14 protein-coding genes are annotated in these 19,258 nt (G+C 57.9%); 12 read left to right on the top strand and 2 right to left on the bottom strand.

Annotation, left to right across the window (positions count from 1 at the left end):
* The first annotated feature begins 13 nt into the window (after positions 1-13).
* The 5 genes from QE435_RS22470 (at position 14) to QE435_RS22450 (ending at position 5,813) form a co-directional block, all read left to right on the top strand.
* Positions 14-847, top strand: coding sequence for a PhzF family phenazine biosynthesis protein (locus QE435_RS22470; RefSeq protein ID WP_349042698.1), 834 nt, complete (start codon positions 14-16; stop codon positions 845-847).
* 89 nt (positions 848-936) lie between these two features.
* Positions 937-1,923, top strand: coding sequence for an ABC transporter substrate-binding protein (locus tag QE435_RS22465; RefSeq protein WP_349042697.1), 987 nt, complete (start codon positions 937-939; stop codon positions 1,921-1,923).
* A 9-nt stretch (positions 1,924-1,932) separates the two neighbouring features.
* On the top strand, positions 1,933-3,627 hold the full coding sequence (locus QE435_RS22460; RefSeq protein ID WP_349042696.1) for an iron ABC transporter permease: 1,695 nt from the start codon (positions 1,933-1,935) through the stop codon (positions 3,625-3,627).
* Positions 3,615-4,643, top strand: a complete 1,029-nt coding sequence (locus tag QE435_RS22455; protein ID WP_306933321.1) for an ABC transporter ATP-binding protein — start codon at positions 3,615-3,617, stop codon at positions 4,641-4,643. Before QE435_RS22460 ends, QE435_RS22455 begins: the two co-directional genes overlap by 13 nt.
* Positions 4,644-4,703: 60 nt before the next feature.
* Positions 4,704-5,813 carry an endonuclease/exonuclease/phosphatase family protein gene (locus QE435_RS22450; RefSeq protein ID WP_306933320.1) on the top strand — a complete coding sequence of 370 codons (1,110 nt, stop codon included), beginning with the start codon at positions 4,704-4,706 and terminating at the stop codon, positions 5,811-5,813.
* 48 nt (positions 5,814-5,861) lie between these two features.
* Here QE435_RS22450 and QE435_RS22445 read toward each other — a convergent pair whose 3' ends face one another.
* Both QE435_RS22445 and QE435_RS22440 read right to left on the bottom strand, forming a co-directional pair.
* Positions 5,862-6,422, bottom strand: a complete 561-nt coding sequence (locus QE435_RS22445; protein WP_306933318.1) for a DUF4269 domain-containing protein — start codon at positions 6,420-6,422, stop codon at positions 5,862-5,864.
* A 95-nt stretch (positions 6,423-6,517) separates the two neighbouring features.
* Positions 6,518-6,751, bottom strand: coding sequence for a hypothetical protein (locus QE435_RS22440; protein ID WP_306933316.1), 234 nt, complete (start codon positions 6,749-6,751; stop codon positions 6,518-6,520).
* A 423-nt stretch (positions 6,752-7,174) separates the two neighbouring features.
* On the opposite strand from QE435_RS22440, the gene QE435_RS22435 reads away from it, so the two are divergent.
* The 7 genes from QE435_RS22435 to QE435_RS22405 all read left to right on the top strand — a co-directional run bounded on the left by QE435_RS22435 (position 7,175) and on the right by QE435_RS22405 (position 19,245).
* Entirely contained in the window at positions 7,175-8,410 is a 1,236-nt protein-coding gene (locus tag QE435_RS22435; RefSeq protein WP_349042695.1) for a site-specific integrase, read from the top strand.
* Positions 8,407-8,985 (top strand): hypothetical protein, encoded by a 579-nt coding sequence (locus QE435_RS22430; RefSeq protein ID WP_349042694.1) that lies wholly within the window; start codon positions 8,407-8,409, stop codon positions 8,983-8,985. The genes QE435_RS22435 and QE435_RS22430 overlap by 4 nt, the downstream gene beginning before the upstream one ends.
* A 1,079-nt stretch (positions 8,986-10,064) precedes the next feature.
* A complete protein-coding gene (locus QE435_RS22425) occupies positions 10,065-11,183 on the top strand; it encodes a helicase RepA family protein (RefSeq protein WP_349042693.1) in 1,119 nt (372 codons plus the stop codon).
* A gap of 363 nt (positions 11,184-11,546) precedes the next feature.
* Entirely contained in the window at positions 11,547-11,726 is a 180-nt protein-coding gene (locus tag QE435_RS22420) for a hypothetical protein (RefSeq protein WP_349042692.1), read from the top strand.
* Positions 11,727-12,183: 457 nt separating this feature from the next.
* A complete protein-coding gene (locus QE435_RS22415; protein ID WP_349042691.1) occupies positions 12,184-12,687 on the top strand; it encodes a hypothetical protein in 504 nt (167 codons plus the stop codon).
* Between the two features lies 1 nt (position 12,688).
* Positions 12,689-15,931 carry a hypothetical protein gene (locus tag QE435_RS22410; RefSeq protein WP_349042690.1) on the top strand — a complete coding sequence of 1,081 codons (3,243 nt, stop codon included), beginning with the start codon at positions 12,689-12,691 and terminating at the stop codon, positions 15,929-15,931.
* A complete protein-coding gene (locus tag QE435_RS22405) occupies positions 15,931-19,245 on the top strand; it encodes a hypothetical protein (RefSeq protein ID WP_349042689.1) in 3,315 nt (1,104 codons plus the stop codon). The genes QE435_RS22410 and QE435_RS22405 overlap by 1 nt, the downstream gene beginning before the upstream one ends.
* Positions 19,246-19,258: the final 13 nt, after the last annotated feature.

Raw genomic sequence — 19,258 nt, 5'->3', positions numbered from 1 at the left:
AAGGATATGCGCTATGACGAGAACCTACCCCTTCCATCAGGTCGATGTGTTTTCCGCCAAGCCTTTGAAGGGCAATCCGCTTGCGGTGGTGTGCGATGCCGATGACTGGTCGGATGAGGAGATGGCGGCTTTCGCCAACTGGACGAATCTCAGCGAGACGACATTCCTGATGAAGCCGACGGTGGCTGATGCGGATTACCGTGTGAGGATATTCACCCCGACTGGAGAGCTGCCTTTTGCCGGTCATCCGACACTCGGAACCTGCCATGTTTATCGCTCGCATTCGGGAAACACCCACAAAAGCGAGATCGTCCAGCAATGTGAGGCGGGTCTGATCAAGATCAGGGTCACCGGCGAAAAGCTTGCTTTTGCCGCTCCGCCATTGCGGAAGTTCGGGCCGGTCGACCCGACATCTGTTTCGCAGGTCGCAGCGGCGCTGGGGCTAGCGCCCGAGCTAATCCTGGATACGAGCTGGACGGACAATGGGCCGGGCTGGCTCTCGTTGCTTCTTAGGAGCCGCGCCGATGTTCTTGCCATCGAGCCGGACTTCGTCGCGCTCGGCGGCTTCAAGGTGGGCGTTGTGGCGCAGTGCCGCGCTGAGGATGGGATCGATGCGGATTTCGAAGTGCGGGCGTTTTCGGACCGGGTGGAGGATCCGGTGACGGGCAGCCTCAATGCCGGTCTTGCGCAGTGGCTGATTGGTGCTGGTTTGGCGCCTGAGACCTATGTGGCGAGCCAGGGAACGGCTCTGGGTCGGGCAGGGCGTGTCAGCGTCGACAGGATCGGCGAGGATATCTGGATCGGTGGGCAGGTAACGACATTGATCGAGGGAAAGATCACGCTTTGACAGCGAATGTGACGGTCAAATCCTGTCTGTCACATACATGTTATGCAGGTATGTTTTAGCGGTCCCAGCTTCAAACGGGGACTGGACTTATGAAAACCCTTCTTTCCGCCTTCACCGCCATCGTGTCGCTCGGTCTATTGCTGGGCAGTGCCAATGCTGCCGATCTGGTGCTTTACACCAGCCAGCCGAATGAAGACGCCCAAGCGACCGTCGACGGCTTCAAGGCCGCCAATCCTGGCATCGATGTCGAGTGGGTCCGCGACGGAACCCCGAAGATCATGGCGAAGCTGATGGCCGAGATCGAGGCGGGCAATCCGGTTGCCGACATTCTGCTGATCGCCGATACCGTGACGCTGGAGCGCATGAAGCAGGCGGGCCAGTTGATGGCCTACAAATCGCCGGAAGCGGCCCATTACGATGCCTCGCTCTATGATGCGGATGGTTATTACTATTCCACCAAGCTCATCACCACCGGCATCATGTATAACACGCAAGCCGCGATGAAGCCGACGAGCTGGAAGGATCTGGAAAAGCCGGAAGCCAAAGGGCTCGTGACCATGCCAAGCCCGCTGACCTCGGGTGCGGCTTTGATCCATGCGCAGACGCTGGCGGCCGTACCCGGCCTCGGCTGGGATTACTATAAGGCGCTGAAAGACAATGGCGCGATCGCCGCTGGTGGTAACGGCGCCGTTCTGAAATCCGTCGCATCCGGCGAGAAGGCTTACGGCGTCGTCGTCGATTACATGCCGATCCGCGAGAAGGCGAAGGGCGCGCCGATCGAGTTCGTCTTCCCGAGCGAAGGCGTTTCCGCCGTGACCGAGCCGGTCGGCATTCTTGCCCACACCAAGCATGCGGACGCGGCCAAGAAGTTCGTGGATTACGTGCTCTCCACCAACGGCCAGGAAGGCTTCGTCAAGCTGGGCTACATCCCTGCGCGCAATGATGTCGCCCTGCCAGCTGGCTTTCCCGCTCGCGACCAGATCAAGGTGCTGCCGCTCAACCCGGCAGAAGCGCTCAAGAATTCCGAAAAGGACCTCAAAACCTTCTCCGATATCTTCGGCGGCTCCAAGGGCTGAACCTTCTCTATGCCAGCCTCTTCATCGCATGGAAACAGCCAGCCGCGCTGGCTGTTTCCTTTTGTCGTCACGGTCGTTTTCATGCTCAGCGCGCTGCCGCTGGGGCGACTGGCCTATACCGGCATCATCTCGTCACTCAAGGGTGACATGTGGCCGTTGCTGAGCGATCCGGCACTGTGGCAGGCCGTGCTCAACACGCTCTCCACCTCTTTCTTCGGCATGCTGATCTCGCTTGCGATTGGCGGCGGTTTTGCGCTGGCGCTGACGCTCTGCAATATTCGCGGGAAGTCCGTGTTGAGCTTCCTCTTCATGCTGCCGATGATGATCCCGCCGCAGGTGACGGCGCTCTCCTGGATCGGCATGACCGGGCCGTCCAGCACATTGTTGAAGGCAATCGGTCTTGCCCCGCCCATCGGCTCCGCCCAGCCGCTCTATTCAATCTTCGGCATTGCGCTTCTGCTCGGCGTTCAGCATGCGCCGCTGGTCTATCTCTCCTTGCGCGCCGGGCTGTTGGCACTGCCTCAGGATGGGATTGAGGCGGCGAAGCTTTCCGGCGCATCCTCATGGCAGGTGCTGAAGGATATCATCCTGCCGCTCTCCATGCCGGGGCTGATCGCCGGTGCCGCGATCGCCTTTGTCTCCGGTGTCGGCAATTTCGGCATTCCCGCCATTCTCGGCATACCGGCTTCGATCTTCACCCTGCCGACGTTGATCTATAGCCGCTTCTCCAGCTTCGGCAGCAGTACCTTTGGCGACATCGCGATGCTATCCGGCATGATCGCGATCATCTCCGTCCTCGGTCTTGCCATTCAGGAACGGGCGATGAAGGGACGCGACTACCGCATCATTGGTCTGTCGGGTAAGGCCGCCACGTTTCAGCTTGGCGGCTGGCGCTGGATTGTCGAAGCACTTCTTTGGCTCTCTATCCTCATCATCCTCGTTGCGCCTCTGACGGCGCTCGTCGCAAGCTCGCTTGCTCCGGCCTATGGCGTACCGCTGACGCTGAAGACGGCGACCATCCACGCCTATGAGGAAATCCTCTTGCGGCAGGCCGTGACCCGCACGGCCTTCATCAATTCGCTGTTTCTGGCCTCGGCCACCTCCTTATGTCTCCTTCTGGTGACTGTACTGACGGCCTATTTCCTTGTGCGTGGCAAAAGCCGGTTCATGTTCCTCTTGTCGGCGCTAGTGGATATTCCTTATGCGCTGCCCGGAGTGGTGATTTCCGTATCCTATGTGCTGCTCTTTGCGGCTCCGATCCCGCTCGTCGGCATCACGCTTTACGGCACGCTGTGGATCATTCTGCTGGCCTACTTCTCCTCCTTCTTCGCCGTGAGCCTCAAGCCGATGGTCAGTGCTTTCACCCAGTTCGACCCGGTGTTGGAGGAGGCGGCGAGGTTATCCGGTGCGGGCTTCTGGAGGCGGATGAAGGATATCATTCTGCCGCTCGTCGGCCCCGCCGCAGGCGCCTCCGTCATTCTGGTCTTTCTGATTGCCTGCAATGAATTGACCGTCTCCGCGCTGCTCTGGTCGGCGGGTACGCAGACCCTCGGCGTGGTGATCTATAATCTCGATGATAGCGGCAGTTTCGATCTCGCCTCGGCACTCTCGGTGCTGGTGGTGGCGATGGTGATCGTGCTGATGCTGCTGCTCGAACTGCTCGGCCGCAAGCTGCCGAAGGGAGTTGTGCCTTGGCGAAACTGATCCTCAACCGCCTGTCGAAAAGCTTTGGTGGTGGCAAGCCTGCGGTCAATGATGTGTCGATGACGATCCGCGAAGGCGGTTTTCTGGCGCTGCTTGGTCCTTCCGGCTGCGGCAAGACGACGGTGCTGCGGATGATTGCAGGTTTCGAGCAGCCGAGCGACGGCGCGATCCTTCTGGGTGAGCGGGTGCTGGCGGATGCCGGTAGCATGGTGCCGCCGGAGCGGCGCAATATGGCGATGGTCTTCCAATCCTATGCGCTGTGGCCGCATATGACGGTGGCGGAAAATACCGGCTATCCGCTAAAGGTGCGCGGCATTACCGGCGAGCGTTACCGCCGCAAGGTGATGGATGCGCTGGCAACCGTGCGGCTCGACGCTTACGCCGAGCGTCGCCCATCGGAGCTTTCGGGCGGACAGCGTCAGCGCGTCGCGCTTGCGCGCTGCCTCGTCACGGAGCCCGACGTCGTGCTTCTCGACGAGCCGCTTGCCAATCTCGATCGGCATCTGCGCCAGGAGATGGAAGAGACCTTTCGCGAGTTCCACGCCACATCCGGCGCGACAATGGTCTATGTCACGCATGATCAGGCCGAAGCCATGGCGCTTGCGACAGATGTTGCAGTGATGTCGGAAGGCAGGCTGTTGCAAATGGCGCCACCGGCGGAGCTATATGCAAGGCCTGAGGGAAGGCTCGTCGGCTCGCTGGTCGGGCAGGGCGCGATCATCTCGCTCGGCCTGCCCGATGACGCGCCACGGGCTTTGAATTGGAATGTACTAGAGGCGGCCATACAGGCTGATGCGCCTATGTCTCCAGCAAGTGATATTCTCATCCGCCCCCAGGATGTGCTTCACGACGCTGAGGGTGTCGCCTGCCGGGTGAGCAACATTCTGTATGAGGGCGAGCGTTATGCGCTGCGCCTCACCTTGCCCGATGGGCAGGTGTTGCGGGCCTATTCCCGGGAGCCTGCGGCACTCGGGGCGATCTATCCCATCGCCATCCGCTCGGCTTGGCGATTATAGCACGGGTCACTTGGCTTCCATCGAGAAGCGACTAAGTTGGGCATTCATTGGGAATGATTCATGTCGCTGCGGCTTGCCACCTTCAATATCGAAAATCTGATGACCCGGTTTGATTTCACCGGGTTTCGCAACCAGACCCGTCGCGATCGTGCCATGCAGCTTTTCGACGTGCGCGACGAGGCGACCTATAATGCGCTGGAAAGCGCGCGCATGTTGGCCTCCACCGATGACACGCGCCAGCTTTCGGCGCTCGCCATAGCCGATGCGGATGCCGACATTCTCTGCCTGCAGGAAGTCGATAACATGGCTGCCTTGCAGGCCTTCGAATATGGCTATCTCTACCGCATGGTTGGCAATGGCTACCGCCACAAATATCTCGTGGAAGGCAATGACAGCCGCGGCATCGATGTGGCGGTGGTCATGCGTGACGAGACCTTGGATGGCGAGAAGATCGAGCTTGTCGATATTCGCAGCCATGCGGCGCTCACCTATCGCAATCTCGACCTGTTCAATGACGAGCTGTCACTGACGAACGCCATCGATGACAAGATCTTCAAGCGCGACTGCCTGGAGCTTGAACTCAAGATTGGCGGCAAGCCATTCTCTCTCTTCGTCACACACCTGAAATCCATGAGCAATGCCCGCGAATCCACCGACGCGCGGCTCGGCACCATGCCGGTGCGCGAAGCGGAAGTGCGCGCCATCCGCCGTATCATCGAGGAGCGTTTCGGCGTAGATCAGGCGCGCCACAGCAATTTCGCCATCTGCGGCGACATGAACGATTATCAGGAGCGGGTGGTTATCAATGGCAATCGCCGGACCGGCTACAGCTTCACGCCGGTAGCGGAAGCGCGCAGCGCGCTCGACCTTCTGACCAAGGATGGCTTTGCCATCAACCCCATGCAGCGCCGGGACGTGATGGACCGCTGGACGCTGTATCACTCCAGAGGCCCGCAGGAGCAGCATCTTTGCCAGCTCGATTACATCCTGCTTTCGCAAAGCCTCGCCGAGCGGAATGCGTCACGCGTGCCGGAAATCATTCGCGGCGGTCAACCTTACCGCACCGTCTTCCCGCCGGGGCAGGAGGTGGAGCGCTATCCCCGCACCGGCTGGGATCGGCCGAAAGCATCGGACCACTGCCCGGTGGTGATGACGCTGGATCTGGGGTGAGGCCATTCGCCGGGCGTCGACGTAGGGGTAATCTGCGGGGCAGAGGCTCTAAAGGCCGGAAATAGAATTGTCTCGACCGAAGCCCAAGCGAGCCAACTTCTCTTGCAGCGCATCGTCCGTCGCTACCTCCAGGGATAACAGGCCTCGATAGGAATCGCCTGTTTCCCCGAGCGCCGACCAAAAGGCGGGCTCGGTCTTCAACCCTTGTTGCCGTAATAGCTTGATCGCGTTTTTGAAATTCTCACCGCCGAGAGCAAGAAGCCGCCTTTCGATCTCGAAGTGACGCCAGCCATTTTGAAGGGCAACCGGCTGAGGGCTTGCGAAGATCTCGAAATCCCAGCCATGCGTATGAAACGTCACGATGATTGGCCGGTCTTTGGATATCCATTGCCATATGCGCAAGTCGCTGATCGTGCCGTAAGCGTTCTGAACATCCGTCAAAAACGCGTTGGCGTCCGGCGCATGGCAGAGAATGTCGATATCGCTCTCCTCTGTCTCAACGCCAAGAGGCGGGGTCCCGGCGACCCTGGGGTCATAGGCTCTCAAGGCTTTCAGAACGCCAAGTTGCTGGACGGCGATTTCGAAATGAGGTCGCGTGATCTGCGTCATCCTAGCAGAAAGCCGTAAAAGCGTCTGATGTTCTGGCTTTGATCGGCCATTGCCACGGCCAAGTTTTCAGCGAGAGGCACCAAATTGAAGGCGCTTTACACGCCTTCGAACTTCACCGTCACGCCGCGCTGGCGGAAATAGGCCTGCATCAACTTCCGCCCGGAGCGGTTGTTGTGCGAAAGCTTCGACGCGTCGAAGGTCGCGTCCTTCAAGCCCTCGCGCTTCAGCGCGGCCTTCAGATTGGCGATGTGCAGATCGATATCGGCATTGTCCGCGCGCAGCGATTCGTAAATGCGATCCGTGGCGTCCGCTACCGTCAACTCGCTCATCGTCATGCTCCTGTTGGTTCCGGCTGATGCTCAACCCAAATAGGGTTGTCAGAGCCATACTTTTTCCAGCAGCGCAAGCTTTTTGCCAGCGCGTCGAGCGAATGCCGTGAACGCACAGAATAGCCAATTCCGATAGTTACGATGACATCTTGAAGGATTTTGAGGAGAAAGCTTCCTAAAAAGGAAACGTGACTGGTGCCCCCGGCAGGGTTCGAACCCGCGACCCCCTGATTACAAATTAGAGGATGACGACCCTCGCAAGCTGTTGGTTTTGTTGGGCGACGTTCCTAAACCCGAAAAACGACACGAAATCAGTGCTATATCATTTGACAAAACAAGACAACAGTAGACAATGAAGTCATGTCATTTGCCGCATTGTGTGTGGACACGATGTGGACACGGGGAATTTTTGAGGCATTGTGTATGGTTGGAAAGAGCAGTGGCTTTGTTAGTGACAAAGATATCGCAGGGTTGCCAGCACCTGCCACCGGCAACAAGATCTACTACGGAACGAAGGTGAACGGATTCGGTGTCCGAGTGACCGCAGCTGGCGCGCGATCGTTCATTCTCACCTATCGCATCGGCAGGCGTCAGCGCCGCATGACCATCGGGAGCTATCCAGCTTGGTCGCTAGCAAGTGCCATCAAAGAAGCAAAAGAACTCAGAAAGAAAATCGACACAGGCATCGACCCCCTTGGAGAAAGAGAGCAACAGCGTGACGCGGTAACAGTCGACAAGCTCTGTGACATCTTCATTGAAGAACATCTCCCGAAGAAGGCCTGGACCACTCAGCGGGACTACAAACAAATCATCGACACCTATATCCGACCAGACCTAAAGCATGTGCCTGTGGCTGATGTCGATTACATGCATGCCAACAAAATTTTCAGGAAGGTGAGCAAGTCAGGAAAGAAAACGGCGGCAAACCGCGTGATGTCGGTCATGTCGAAAATGTTCACCGAAGCTCAAAAAATGAAGCTCGCCACGATCAATCCTACAAAGGGCGTCGAGAAGAATGATGAGGCGAAACGCGAACGCTTCCTCGATTCTGCGGAAGTCACGCGGCTCATTGATGCCTTGGCGACCTTGGAGGATAAGCAAGCCGCCAATATCTTTCGGTTCATTCTGTTGACGGGCTGCAGAAAGACAGAGGCACTGGCGGCTGAGTGGTCGATGATTGATCTGTCAGATGGTACCTGGACGAAGCCAAGCCACCACACAAAGCAGAAAAAAGTGCATAAGGTTCCCTTGTCAGCCCCGGCTCGGCAGTTGCTCGCAGACATCGTTGCAGAACAAGGAAGCGAAGATGTTCGTTTTATATTTCCCGCGAAATTTGAATCGACCAAACCATCAACGACACAGCACCAAGGCCATCGCGTCAACGTCAAAAATCAATGGGCTCAAGTGCTGAAATCCGCAAAACTGAAGGATCTTAGAATCCATGATTTAAGGCATTCTTTTGCGAGTTTCCTCGTCGCTGAAGGTATGTCTCTTGCCCTCATCGGCAGGCTTCTGGGCCACACCCAGGCAGCAACGACACACCGTTATGCTCACCTTGCACTTGATCCTTTGCGGGCTGCTACCGAGCGCGTGGGCACAATCGTCAGCGCGAAATCGGGTTCGAGCAATGTTATCGATCTCAGAAAGGAATTGAAGTGAGCAAGGGATATCCGACCGAGTTGACGACACGCATCGAGCCAATGCGCCAGCCGCCGTTAACTGCTGACGCCGATGCTTTCCTTAAGGAGCAACTGGCACAGCGGGAGAAGGAGCTTCGTTCGAAGTTTTCTTTGCTGCTCCATCATTACGGCATTGAGCCGAACGATCCACAGATGCAAGGGAAACTGCTTTGGGCTCTGATTCATGATCATGTTCCCGGCTTCCAAATCAGAGATCATGAAGCGCTGGACAAAGGCCGTCCCGAGAAAACGATCAGTGAGAAGCTCCAACTGATCAGTGATGTTGCCCGCCTGCGCCTCGACAGCGGCAAGTCGATAATATCGGCGTGCAAGGAATTGATCGAGTCGGGTGCTTACAAAGGGCAATCGCCCGAGTCGCTCCAGAAGCGCTACAACGAAGCCCGGCGTATGCCGGTCGCTCAGATGTTCTCACAGTTGGGCCTCACAGATGAGAGACCGGATCTTTGGGCTTCGTTCGCAGACGCATATACCGGTAGCCGCGAAATCGAAGACCAAAACACACTAATGAGCAATCTTCCGAATAAAACAATATAATAAACGGAAGCATGTAATGTACCGTTTGTTTCGAACTTCTTCCGAGAAATAGTTTCGGATTATTCGGTATTATGATGATCGATCTGTCAATCATAGTGTCGTCGCTGTCAAGTTAACCAGCGAAAGCGACATATGATGACTAGCACAGATTTGCTCTCGGACTACGTTACTCGCGATGAGCTATCGAAAATCCTGACGATCAGTCCGCGCACGATTTACCGGTATAGCCAACTTCCAAACGGCTTGCCCTATGCAATGATTGGCGGGCGGGTCCACTACCGTATCAGTTCAGTCAAAAAGTGGCTGGAGTCGAGAGAGCGCCAACCGAACCCAACAGGCGCCAAGAATCGCCGGAGCGCCTGATATGACCGGGCGCAACTTTGAGAAGCTTCGCAGGGATCAGGCTGTCTTGCGTCTCGGATATGAGCCGCGTGACGGGATGAACCTCATCCCAGGCAAGATCCGAAAGAAAAAGAAGACAAAGGCGCAGCTCCGCGCTGAAGCCGCGAGCCTGACCAATCCAGACACGATGATTACGAAAATGATCGAGTGCCGCTGCGGCCATCGCGGGCGGGTTCGAGTTCCTTTGGCTCGCTCTGAAGGTCCATTCAAGTGCGTCGTGTGCGGTGAGGTGGCGCGATGAATGAATGGGTGGAGAAAGCACGCGGCCTTTCGTTTGGCATTGCCACTGGCTTCCGCGCTGCTGACGGTCGATTTGAAGAGGCATCTCGCGGTCATCAGTGGCTGATGTTCGAAGAGGATGAAGACACCGCGTTCTGGTGTCCCTTCAACAATCAAACGGCAACTTTGGAAGGTCGAGCGTTCGCCCTTAATGAGAGGGCAATCGTGAGGGCTACAACCTATTCTCTCGGCGCCAGCCTCGTTATTCACGGCAGCGTTGCGAAATGGATTCTGGCGCGGGGTCGAGGGATTTTCGTTCTGAACTGGCGCCACGCGTTCGACAAGCTGCGAGACGCGCCACGCATATCCTGCGACGACACAATCGTCTCTCTTTACCGTTCCCACATGAGACCTGAACGCATGCCTGTCATGACCGTTCGGAGAACCAGGCAAGCCGCATGAACGATCAGGCACAATTCGATAGGCCGTTGACGCCGCTGTCGGCCTACGAGCCTGACATGCGCGAAGGGCAACCAAAGACACCTATGATCAACGAAATCAAATGGTTTGATGATCTATCGCCGGTGCTTACTAGCTTGTTCCTCATCAAAGAGATGCTCGACCGTGGCACGATGTCGGTGGTCTACGGGCCTTCCAACTCTGGCAAAACGTTCTTCAGCCTGGATATCGCGTATCATGTAGCGGCTAGATCGACGTGGCGCGGTCGTCGCATCTCGGGCGGCACGGTGCTGTATCTTGCGGCAGAGGGTGGACGCGGAATTAACAACCGCATTAGCGCCCTCCGGTTGGCTCATTCAGATACTAGAGTCCCCCTCGCGATCAGGAGTGCCGGGCTGGACCTGTTGCACCCCGAAGCCGATGTGCAACGTGTAATCGATCTCGCTAATGAGATCGGCCCTGTAGCAATGATCGTCATCGATACCTTGTCGCGAGTTCTTGCGGGCGGTGACGAGAACGGACCTGTCGACATGACTGCTTTCGTCGGCAACGTGGATCGGATCCGGCAGGCGACTGGCGCACACATCATGATCGTTCATCACACAGGTAAGGATGCTGCCCGTGGTGCGCGTGGACACTCATCTCTGAGAGCTGCGACCGACACCGAGATCGAAATAAGTGCCGATGCCGGGACCGGCATGCGTACGGCAACCGTTCAGAAGCAACGTGATTATTCGGGTGGCCAGGAATTTCACTTCCAGCTTGAAAGCGTCGAACTCGGCCATGATCAGGACGGCGATCCGGTTCGCTCTTGCATCGTGGTTGACGTCGAGCAGCCCGACGCATCAACGGGGCGCAAGAAGATTTCGCCGGCTGATCAAGAAGCGCTTCGCTCGCTCGATGACGCTCTACAAGCGCACGGTCTTAAGCGCCAAGGCCCAGACTGGCCATCCTGCCAAGTCGTCAGCACTGAAAATTGGCGCACCCACTTCTACAAGCATTTTGATGACGACGAGCCAGAAACGAAGAAGAAGGCATTCCAGCGCGCTCGCAAAAGATTGCGGGACGGCGGGCATATTCAATTCTTCGATGATCATTACTGGATGTGCTTCGGCTGATCGGGACATACGGACACCCCTGTAGGGGGTTGTCCCGTCCCGTCCCGGTATTCAGCGGGACATTTGCCCCGATTGTCCCGTCCCGTCCCGATGTGTCCCGGTATGGATTGTATGTGTGGGGTGGTGTTTCGAACGCAGCGGACAGCAGCGCCCACATTTCCAAGGGCTGCAGAGATGGCATCTGATAAATAATCAGGGGATGATTGATCGAATTTCGTTGCATTATTCAATGATTTCAGTGCTTAATCGAAGTGTAGTGCGAGCGATATGATTCCGTGTCCACGCTGTGTCCAGTTTCCAGCGACGTTTTTCGCGGATTTCCATCAGTCGATGCAAATGAAACCGGCAAAGGAGACCTCAGCAATGCTCGAAATGGTGAAGATTTATCGGGTGACCGGCGACGAGGCAGAGATGCACGGCATTGATGCCAAGCGTGCTGTGAAAGAGCATCCGAACGAATGGTCGTTCCAGCCATGGTCGAAGGAAGAGAACCAAGCGGCGATGGCCAGGATCCTGAGGGAAGAACTCGAAGCTGACGCTTAGCCCATAGCTGGCCTTCAGCCAGGTGTGGTGCTGAGGATTTTGCCCCCGTACCCCCTTCACTCTGTCTGGGCCATCGCAAGCCGGGGGGTGGGGGGCAAAATTCCCGCCGAGTTCTGTAAGTCCACCCTCACACAATAGAGGCGCACATCACGGTATCCGAGCCTAATTTTTTTTAACTGTAGGAGAAATTCGATGTCCGGCATGATGCCATTAGATCGCGGAAGAACTGTCCAGGGACAGGCACAGGTAGTTCTCTTCAGCTCGGCTGGCGAGTGCTTCTGGATGGAAATAGGTGACGCACGCCGCGCGCTCGCGGAGCGCCCTACCGAATATTCCAAAGAGCCTTTTGCCGGGAAGACTTATGGTGCACCTCGTGATGTCTACGCAGTGACCATTTTTCACGGCGGCGCTGGTCCCCTCGAACGCCCATGGAATTGGTGATCCATGGCGGCAAGGCATGATGCTTTCCCCTACAGCACTGATCGCAGCGCGCGACCGTGAGGCCGCGAAACCTGGGCGGGTGAAGAAAAGCGGGCGCGGGTCCGGGGCCACGCCGAAGGTCAAGTCTGCAATCGAACTGCTGGTGTTTGGTGAACTCGAACCCAGGGACCGTTTGCGACAGGCTGCGGAAGGTGCTGGCTTGTCCGTCCGAGCCCTTCGCGCAGCAATGCTGAAGCCTGCCGTTGATGCCTACTACAAGCAGCAGCTCTCAAACTACCGGAACGGGCTGAAAGCCTCTGCGCTCAACACCGTCGAGAACATCATGACCGATCCGCAACTGATGAACACGGCGGCGGGAGCGAAAGTGCGCCTCGATGCGGCAAAGACCGCATTGAGTGACGATGCAGCAACCGGGATCAGCGTGCATGTGAACACGCAAGTAAACGTCACGCCTGGCTATGTCATCGATCTGACAGATCACGGCCCGTCGCCGGAAATCATCACCGTGGAGAACACATAGAATGGCCAAGCTGCCCACCATCCAGCCGCGCGGCTCGGTCACTCGCGGCGCTCAGTCTTCGGTATCTCCCAGCGAGATTTTGAACGTCTATCAGAGCTTGGCGTCCGGTTTCGATGCCATCGGGCAGACGTTCGAGGCCAAAGCGCTAGACGACGCCCGGATCGAAGGTGAGCAGGCGGTATCGCGTGATCCAAACGGCGCGCTGAAGGTGGATCTCAAGTCCAACATCACCGCGGCGGGTCGGATGTATAATCGGCAGGCCACTGTCGCATATGCAGCCAAGGCCGAAATCGACGCGAAGCAAGGCCTGCAGCAGTTGCAGCAAGAGGCGAACGGCGACCCTGAGTTCTTCAAGACCGGATCAAAGGCTTTCCGGGACCAAATGCTCGTGAACACGCCAAGAGAACTGCGAGGCACGGTAGGGACAATGCTCGACACGAACATCGGTGCCTATCAGGCCGGTGTCGAACAGCAGAAGTACCGCGCCGAAACCAGCATGCAGAGAAGCACGCTGATCGAATCCATCACCATGAAGGACAACGACCGCGCTGCCTTGGCGAGACAGGGCGGCTTGGATACCGAAGAGTACAAACGAGCTTATTCAGAAACGCGGACGCTGTGGAATGAGCTTTCCGCCAATCCGGTTTTCCAGATCAGCCCCAAGGAAGCTGAGCTAAAGCTGAAGCAGGCTGCTGATCGTGATGCTGGCGAAGCCATACTTGGCGAAGCCGAGCGCGCTCTTGAGAATGGCGGCGAGCTGGAAGCGAAGAAGCTGGCGGACCGGATTCTCACCGACACCAGCCTGTCTTTATCGCCCGCGTCCCGGCGACAGTATGCGGGTCTGGTGACTGGTATGATCAAAACCCACAAGTCAGAAGCGCGCGCAGCTGTCGAGCCGCTGAAAGACTTGGCAAAGGATCGCGTGAAGTCCTGGGAAGCCGGAATCGGGATCGACTCTGCTGATGACGTCGATCTCATCGAAACTATTCGCAAGGGTGATCCGGCATTTGCCCATTACCTCACGGGCAAGATGGCTTCTTCCCGCGAAAACCGTGCCATAAAGGCACTGTCTGACGGCCAGCAAGTCCAGCTGCTGGAGCAAACACACGGCGGCAACATTGTAGATCGCATCATCGGGGTAGAGAGCGGCGGAAACGCGAACGCGAAGAATCCGAACTCGTCGGCAACCGGCGCGGGCCAATTTATCGGCTCGACCTGGATGAACATGATGCGCCAGTATCGCCCTGATCTGGTCGCAGGGAAAAGCGCTGATCAGGTTCTCGCCATGCGCAGCGATCCGGCGCTCTCGCGAGAGATGACCGCTCGTTACGCTCAGGAGAACGCTCAATTCCTTCGCAATCAGGGCGTCGATACCACCGATGGGAACATCTATCTCGCTCACTTCCTCGGGCCGCGTGGTGCTGCCCAGGTTCTGAAGGCTGATCCGGGAGCTTCGGTCGCAAGCATCGTTGGCGAGGGTGTCGTCAATGCCAACGGTTTTTTGCGAGGCATGTCCGTCGCGGACCTTCGCGCATGGTCGATCAAGAAAATGGGCGGAGGATCTTCCCCCATTACGGCGGAGGCTGCGAAAACGCTACAGGGTGAAGTCACTTCAGACTTGAAATCGTCGCTCACCGACTGGAAGGCGCGTGTGGCACGCGGCGACATCCCTGACGCGTCGTCTCTCAGCCTCATGTCCCGGCAATTGTCGCTTGTCGATGATCAGAACCTCCGGGATGAATATGCCAGCATCTTCCGGAACAGTGAGGCATATCAGGGTGGATATGCTGGAGACCCTGCCGCTGTGGAGATGTTCATTTCTTCGCTTCAGGCGCGCGCTGCTGGACAAGGCCTATCGTTGGCCGAGCTGGAAGTCATGGATTCCTTCAAAGCTGGCAGCGAGGCGGCAGAGAAGGACAAGAAAAGTGACGGTCTCGGCTACGCCATGAAGGCTTACGAGGGATTCCCTCAGATGCCTTTGCTCGATGTCAACAATCCGGGCAGCTACGAGCAGACGCTGCGGCAATATCAGAGCGGGGTGAACATCGCTCAGTCGCGCGGCGAAATGCAAAATATCCCTGCATTTCGACCGGCTCAAGCGCAGGCCGTCGCAAGGATGTGGCAGACCGGCAATCCCGATCAGCTCAACTCGTTGACCAATGCAATGGCAACGTCGCTCACTCCTGAGACGCTGCGAGCGACACTTACAGACAAGCCGATCAAGGAGGCGTTGTCCGGCGCGATCCTCTCAAACGATCCCGTCAAGCACGCCGCCGCGATGCAGCAGCTCGATCTCCTGTCAGAGCGGTTGTCGATGCCGCAGCTCGAAGCCGACTTCGGCAAAGACGCTGTTGATCGCCTTCAGGATTGGCAGGCGAAAGTTCGGTATTTCACGCCAGAAGAGACGGCGGAATGGCTGAAGCAGCGCAATGATCCGAAGTGGTCGGAGCGCACGAAACCGCTGGTCCGTAAAGGCCAGGATGAGGCCCGCAAGGTCAGCGCTGCCGATGTTATCGACAAGCTCGACACGAACCGCCTGTTTGATGCTGGCGCTCCGCTGGATGAGCAGACCCGCCGAATGATGATGAACGATTACGTCACTCTTGTCGGGGAGCGAAATGCATCCCTCGATAATGTTGACACTGCCAAGAGCCAGGCCGTCGAGCGCATGAGCAAAGTCTGGGGCGTGACCGGCGCATACGGTGATCGCGGTGGCCGGATCATGCCGTATCCGCCAGAATCGTTCTATCCTGATGTGAATGGCTCGAAAGACTGGATCGGCAGAGAACTCGCGGGCATCGCGCAGGGCCGCAACATCGACGTTACTAACCTGTCACTGGTCAGTGACCAAAAAACGGAAGCTGCCGCCCAGCGTGGCGAGATGCCTGGGTATATGATCACAGCCATCGATCCGGCAACTGGCATGGAAGAGCTGCTGACAGATGAGCAAGGCCGTCCGATCCGCCATTTCTTTGATCCGAAGGCGGCACAACAGTCAGCTCTGATCTCTGCGCAAGAGTCGCGTCGGACGCGGAATGATCCATGGATCGTTCTCCCGGGCGGCACTGCCGTTGGCCCTCTCTATCTTGGCGGCGCTGATCCAGCCGACCTTCAGAACAGGCGGGAACGCATCAAGGAAATCCGTGGCGAGCAGAGCAATCGCATGGACCAGAAGCGCCGCGCCCGCGAGCAGATGCGGAATGCTGATATCCCGGGTATGCCGGTCGAGCCAGGAGCGAACTGATGCCTTCCATTGCTGACGAGTTTGTCCCGCTTCGGACCCGCGCACCACAGCAGGCGGAACAGGCTGAGCCTGCCCCAACTGTGATGCAGACATTGCGGGCTGCAGGTGTGTCGGCAAACATGCCTTACCGTGTCTGGTCGTACATGGCGAACCGTCAGAACGTCGCGACTGATCCGGCTTACAATCCCTTCGAAGACATCAAGGGCACAAAGTTCGAGACAGATCCCCAGCGCTTCGCGTACGCTCGGAATCGCGAAGAGACGCAAGCCATCATGCAGGAGCGTGATCGTGATGAGGAAGCCAGCGCCGTTCTCAGTCGATCCGGTTGGGCTGGCACTGTCGCTACCATCGGAATGGGGATGGCCGATCCCACCTTATTCTTTCCGGTCATAAAAGCGTTTTCCGGTGCCGCTGCTGGCTTCAATGCCTTGCGGCTTGGAGCTGATGTCGCGCTCGCTGGCGCAGCCGGATCGGCAATCAGCGAAGCTGGAATGATGGCAACCACACCCGACATGACGGCGGGTGATTTTGTCACGAACGTTGGAACTGCGACGATCCTTTCAGGGATACTCGGCGCGGGTGCAGGCGCACTGCTGACGGGTGCCGAGCGGAAGGCTGTCGAAGCGAAACTTCATCAGGATCGCATCGCGTGGGGAGATGATCTATCACCTGCACCGCAACCACAGTCAGCGGGTGCCGCTGCCAGCGACAGCCGAAATGTGCAGTTGGTGAAGACGCCGCTCGACATGCTCCCTGGCGGCGATCCTTTCGGCAAGCTGTCTCCCCCGCGTCGCCTTCTCAACTCCCCGTTCCAGTCGGCGCGGCGGGCGCTGGTCGATCTTGCGGAAACACCCTATCTGTTTCAGGGCAATGCCGATGGCGTGGCTGTGACCAGCGGCCCAGCGCTCGACCGCCAGATGAAGCTCATCATTCGCCGGAACCGTGTTGGGCTGTCCGACACGCTCGACAGCACATTCACGCGCTACCGGCTCGGCCAGGACGATGCCAACATCATGCAGAAAGCTGCGATGGGCATTGCTGACATTCGCGGCGCGACAGGAGGCAAGCTCACACGACAGGAATTCAAGTCTGCAATCGATGACGCGCTGCGCAGCGGCGACGCTCACCCGATCCCGGAGGTGGCTGAAGCCGCAACCTACATCCGCAACACAATCCTCAATCCTATGAGGGACCGAGCCATCAAGGCAGGCTTGCTGCCGGAGGGTGTCGAGCCGGAGACCGCCGCCAGTTACATGATGAGATCGTGGGACAAGGCGAAGGTGACGGCGCAGCGGCCCGCGGTTGTCGAACGCTTCACAGACTGGCTCGAAAGCGAGCAGGTTCGGAAAGCTTCTATACAGGACACGCTCTCTGACCTTGGTGGAAAACTCGATGCAGCAGAGGCTCGCATCATCGAGCTTGAACGCAAGGCCCAGGGCGGCACGCCGGACCATGTTGCGGCCCGAGCGGAGGCGGATGTTCTTCGAGGGCAGATCGAAACCCAGCTGACACAGTGGAAGGGAAAGAGCGCGACAGAAGCCCTGTCAGCGCTGAAGGCTCGCGATAAGGCCGGGGCAAGAGCGCCAGATCAAGCGCGGCTGACATCTGCGGACAAGGCCGTTACATCGGCCATGCGCCGTATTGTGGGCGGCGACAGAAACCTCTCGCGCGCGGAACTACGCGGCAGAGCCAGCGAGATCGTTGATCGCATTCTCGGCAACCCTGACGGCAGGCTCCCATATGATGACCAGTCTGCGCAGGGAAGCATGTCGCTCAGCGGCGATGCGCGCGGCCCGCTTGCATCACGTGAGTTCATGATCCCCGACGAGATGATCAGGGAATTTCTCGATACAGACATCGAGCGCACCCTGCAGCAGTTCCTCGACACCATCGTTCCCGACATCCTGCTGACCGAAAGGTTTGGTGATGTCGATATGACTGAGGCGTTCCGCAAGCTCAGAGATGAGCATGCTGCGCTCTCAGAGGGCGCGAAGTCCGAGAAGGCGCGCGGCAAGCTGAAGGCTCAGTATGATGCGGCAGTGGCCGATTTGGCTGCGATTCGCGACAGAGTCCGCGGAACCTACGGCAACACGACCGATCCTCGCATGCGCTTCTGGGGCCGAATGGCGACGAACGCCATGAAGGCAAACCAGATCACCGACATGGGCGGCGTGGTCCTGGCATCAATCCCTGACCTCGCGGGGCCGATCTTTCAATACGGTTTCACCGGTCCACTCAAGCATCAATTCAATCCGCTCGCGAAGCTGCTCGGAAGTCGAGAAATGAAAGAGCTCGCCAAAGCGTCGAAAGAAGAACTGCGCGCGTTGGGCATCGGTGTTGAAACCGTTCTTCAGGCGCGCAATGCTGCCATCTCGGATGTCTTCGACAAGATGCATGGTCCGACCAATCGGTTCGAGCGCGGGCTCGATAAGGCGAGCAACGCATTTTTCATTCTCAACATGCTCTCTCCTTGGACTGACGGCATGCAGCGCATAGCCGGCACCACAGCCATGGATCAGTTTAGCCGTGCCGTTGAAGCATCTGCTAAGGGGCGAGTGAGCAAGCCGCAGGCCCGTAAGCTGGCAGAAGCCGGTATCGATGGCACTATGGCGCAGCGTATCTGGTCCGAGCTGTCGTCAGACACCGGATCTAGCATGATCGACGGCGTGCGCCTCTCCAACACTGGCGAGTGGAAGGACGCAGGCGCACGTGACGCCTGGGAAGGCGCCATAGCGCGTGATGTTGACATGATGGTCATAAGCCCAGGTCAGGAGAAAAGCCTGATGCCCTCGCGCAATCCGGCTGTGGCGATGCTGCTGCAATACAAGACCTTCGTCATGGCCGCGAGCGAGCGTATTCTGTTTCGTGGACTCCAGGCGCGTGACGCTCAAGTGCTGCAGGGCTTCATCGCTGTGACCGCTCTCGGAATGATTGGCGAGTATGCCTATTCGATTGCCAGTGGTCGCGACATGCCAGCCAGCACCGGAGATTGGATCAAAGCAGGGATGAGCCGCAGCGGCGCCCTGGGTTGGATCGAAGAGGCCAATGCCATCGGGGCAAAGTGGACAGGCGGAACGACAGACCTTTACCGCGCCATCGGCGCCGAGGGTCAAGGATCCAGATATCAGAGCCGGGAGAAGCTGGGAATTCTTCTGGGTCCGACTGCCAACAAGCTTGAAGGTGTCATTCGGGCCGGAGCGAACGCGATCAATGGCGATTGGTCCGACGCCGACACGCGCCGGATGCGCCGCCTCGTCGCGGGCCAGAACCTTTTCTATCTCCGCCAGCTATTCGACAAGATCGGTGAAGAGTGACCAACGTTCACAC

Origin of the sequence: Agrobacterium sp. SORGH_AS 787 (genome assembly GCF_030819035.1) — a bacterium.
In the GTDB taxonomy this organism is placed as follows: Bacteria; Pseudomonadota; Alphaproteobacteria; order Rhizobiales; family Rhizobiaceae; genus Agrobacterium; species Agrobacterium larrymoorei_B.
Note: the sequence above shows the minus strand (reverse complement) of the source record. Positions and strands in the feature narration are given on the sequence as shown.

Bases quoted from the DNA above. Each gene is read 5' to 3' on its own strand.
- QE435_RS22450 (WP_306933320.1), top strand. From the start codon at position 4,704: ATGTCGCTGCGGCTTGCCACCTTCAATATCGAAAATCTGATGACCCGG.
- QE435_RS22405 (WP_349042689.1), top strand. From the start codon at position 15,931: ATGCCTTCCATTGCTGACGAGTTTGTCCCGCTTCGGACCCGCGCACCA.
- QE435_RS22435 (WP_349042695.1), top strand. From the start codon at position 7,175: ATGGTTGGAAAGAGCAGTGGCTTTGTTAGTGACAAAGATATCGCAGGG.
- QE435_RS22470 (WP_349042698.1), top strand. From the start codon at position 14: ATGACGAGAACCTACCCCTTCCATCAGGTCGATGTGTTTTCCGCCAAG.
- QE435_RS22440 (WP_306933316.1), bottom strand. From the start codon at position 6,751: ATGAGCGAGTTGACGGTAGCGGACGCCACGGATCGCATTTACGAATCG.
- QE435_RS22445 (WP_306933318.1), bottom strand. From the start codon at position 6,422: ATGACGCAGATCACGCGACCTCATTTCGAAATCGCCGTCCAGCAACTT.
- QE435_RS22465 (WP_349042697.1), top strand. From the start codon at position 937: ATGAAAACCCTTCTTTCCGCCTTCACCGCCATCGTGTCGCTCGGTCTA.
- QE435_RS22460 (WP_349042696.1), top strand. From the start codon at position 1,933: ATGCCAGCCTCTTCATCGCATGGAAACAGCCAGCCGCGCTGGCTGTTT.
- QE435_RS22425 (WP_349042693.1), top strand. From the start codon at position 10,065: ATGAACGATCAGGCACAATTCGATAGGCCGTTGACGCCGCTGTCGGCC.
- QE435_RS22420 (WP_349042692.1), top strand. From the start codon at position 11,547: ATGCTCGAAATGGTGAAGATTTATCGGGTGACCGGCGACGAGGCAGAG.
- QE435_RS22410 (WP_349042690.1), top strand. From the start codon at position 12,689: ATGGCCAAGCTGCCCACCATCCAGCCGCGCGGCTCGGTCACTCGCGGC.
- QE435_RS22415 (WP_349042691.1), top strand. From the start codon at position 12,184: ATGATGCTTTCCCCTACAGCACTGATCGCAGCGCGCGACCGTGAGGCC.